Below are 3,024 nucleotides of genomic sequence, written 5' to 3'. Positions count from 1 at the left end.
GTTGTTCTTTGAAAACTAGATAACAGAAGTAATTCACATTCAATTAGTAATGCAAGATATCACGTAGTGATTCTTTTTAACGGTTAAGTTAGAAAGGGCGCACGGTGGATGCCTTGGCACTAGGAGCCGATGAAGGACGGGACGAACACCGATATGCTTCGGGGAGCTGTAAGCAAGCTTTGATCCGGAGATTTCCGAATGGGGAAACCCACCACTCGTAATGGAGTGGTATCCATATCTGAATACATAGGATATGAGAAGGCAGACCCGGGGAACTGAAACATCTAAGTACCCGGAGGAAGAGAAAGCAAATGCGATTCCCTGAGTAGCGGCGAGCGAAACGGGACCAGCCCAAACCAAGAGGCTTGCCTCTTGGGGTTGTAGGACACTCTGTACGGAGTTACAAAGGAACGAGGTAGATGAAGAGGTCTGGAAAGGCCCGCCATAGGAGGTAACAGCCCTGTAGTCAAAACTTCGTTCTCTCCTGAGTGGATCCTGAGTACGGCGGAACACGTGAAATTCCGTCGGAATCCGGGAGGACCATCTCCCAAGGCTAAATACTCCCTAGTGACCGATAGTGAACCAGTACCGTGAGGGAAAGGTGAAAAGCACCCCGGAAGGGGAGTGAAAGAGATCCTGAAACCGTGTGCCTACAAGTAGTCAGAGCCCGTTAACGGGTGATGGCGTGCCTTTTGTAGAATGAACCGGCGAGTTACGATCCCGTGCAAGGTTAAGCAGAAGATGCGGAGCCGCAGCGAAAGCGAGTCTGAATAGGGCGAATTGAGTACGTGGTCGTAGACCCGAAACCAGGTGATCTACCCATGTCCAGGGTGAAGTTCAGGTAACACTGAATGGAGGCCCGAACCCACGCACGTTGAAAAGTGCGGGGATGAGGTGTGGGTAGGGGTGAAATGCCAATCGAACCTGGAGATAGCTGGTTCTCTCCGAAATAGCTTTAGGGCTAGCCTCAAGGTAAGAGTCTCGGAGGTAGAGCACTGATTGGACTAGGGGCCCCTACCGGGTTACCGAATTCAGTCAAACTCCGAATGCCGATGACTTATCCTTGGGAGTCAGACTGCGAGTGATAAGATCCGTAGTCGAAAGGGAAACAGCCCAGACCGCCAGCTAAGGTCCCAAAGTATACGTTAAGTGGAAAAGGATGTGGAGTTGCTTAGACAACCAGGATGTTGGCTTAGAAGCAGCCACCATTTAAAGAGTGCGTAATAGCTCACTGGTCGAGTGACTCTGCGCCGAAAATGTACCGGGGCTAAACGTATCACCGAAGCTGCGGACTGTTCTTCGAACAGTGGTAGGAGAGCGTTCTAAGGGCTGTGAAGCAAGACCGGAAGGACTTGTGGAGCGCTTAGAAGTGAGAATGCCGGTATGAGTAGCGAAAGAGGGGTGAGAATCCCCTCCACCGAATGCCTAAGGTTTCCTGAGGAAGGCTCGTCCGCTCAGGGTTAGTCGGGACCTAAGCCGAGGCCGAAAGGCGTAGGCGATGGATAACAGGTTGATATTCCTGTACCACCTCCTCACCATTTGAGCAATGGGGGGACGCAGGAGGATAGGGTAAGCGCGGTATTGGATATCCGCGTCCAAGCAGTTAGGCTGGGAAATAGGCAAATCCGTTTCCCGTGAAGGCTGAGCTGTGATGGCGAGCGAATTATAGTAGCGAAGTTCCTGATTCCACACTGCCAAGAAAAGCCTCTAGCGAGGTGAGAGGTGCCCGTACCGCAAACCGACACAGGTAGGCGAGGAGAGAATCCTAAGGTGATCGAGAGAACTCTCGTTAAGGAACTCGGCAAAATGACCCCGTAACTTCGGGAGAAGGGGTGCTCTGTTAGGGTGCAAGCCCGAGAGAGCCGCAGTGAATAGGCCCAGGCGACTGTTTAGCAAAAACACAGGTCTCTGCGAAGCCGTAAGGCGAAGTATAGGGGCTGACGCCTGCCCGGTGCTGGAAGGTTAAGAGGAGCGCTTAGCGTAAGCGAAGGTGCGAATTGAAGCCCCAGTAAACGGCGGCCGTAACTATAACGGTCCTAAGGTAGCGAAATTCCTTGTCGGGTAAGTTCCGACCCGCACGAAAGGCGCAACGATCTGGGCACTGTCTCAACGAGAGACTCGGTGAAATTATAGTACCTGTGAAGATGCAGGTTACCCGCGACAGGACGGAAAGACCCCGTGGAGCTTTACTGCAGCCTGATATTGAATGTTGGTACAGCTTGTACAGGATAGGTAGGAGCCTTGGAAACCGGAGCGCCAGCTTCGGTGGAGGCATCGGTGGGATACTACCCTGGCTGTATTGACCTTCTAACCCGCCGCCCTTATCGGGCGGGGAGACAGTGTCAGGTGGGCAGTTTGACTGGGGCGGTCGCCTCCTAAAAGGTAACGGAGGCGCCCAAAGGTTCCCTCAGAATGGTTGGAAATCATTCGCAGAGTGTAAAGGCACAAGGGAGCTTGACTGCGAGACCTACAAGTCGAGCAGGGACGAAAGTCGGGCTTAGTGATCCGGTGGTTCCGCATGGAAGGGCCATCGCTCAACGGATAAAAGCTACCCCGGGGATAACAGGCTTATCTCCCCCAAGAGTCCACATCGACGGGGAGGTTTGGCACCTCGATGTCGGCTCATCGCATCCTGGGGCTGTAGTCGGTCCCAAGGGTTGGGCTGTTCGCCCATTAAAGCGGTACGCGAGCTGGGTTCAGAACGTCGTGAGACAGTTCGGTCCCTATCCGTCGCGGGCGCAGGAAATTTGAGAGGAGCTGTCCTTAGTACGAGAGGACCGGGATGGACGCACCGCTGGTGTACCAGTTGTTCTGCCAAGGGCATCGCTGGGTAGCTATGTGCGGACGGGATAAGTGCTGAAAGCATCTAAGCATGAAGCCCCCCTCAAGATGAGATTTCCCATTCCGCAAGGAAGTAAGATCCCTGAAAGATGATCAGGTTGATAGGTCTGAGGTGGAAGTGTGGCGACACATGGAGCTGACAGATACTAATCGATCGAGGACTTAACCAATTTGAATGTATGC

At 53.1% G+C, this 3,024-nt stretch carries 1 rRNA gene; it reads left to right on the top strand.

Features of this window, described 5'->3' with window-relative positions:
• Nucleotides 1–81 precede the first annotated feature (81 nt).
• Nucleotides 82–3,011 (top strand): 23S ribosomal RNA (locus D368_RS00005).
• Nucleotides 3,012–3,024 lie beyond the last annotated feature (13 nt).

This window comes from Paenibacillus lentimorbus NRRL B-30488, from assembly GCF_000411595.1.
GTDB classification, from domain to species: domain Bacteria; phylum Bacillota; class Bacilli; order Bacillales; family Bacillaceae; genus Bacillus; species Bacillus velezensis.
Note: the sequence above shows the minus strand (reverse complement) of the source record. Positions and strands in the feature narration are given on the sequence as shown.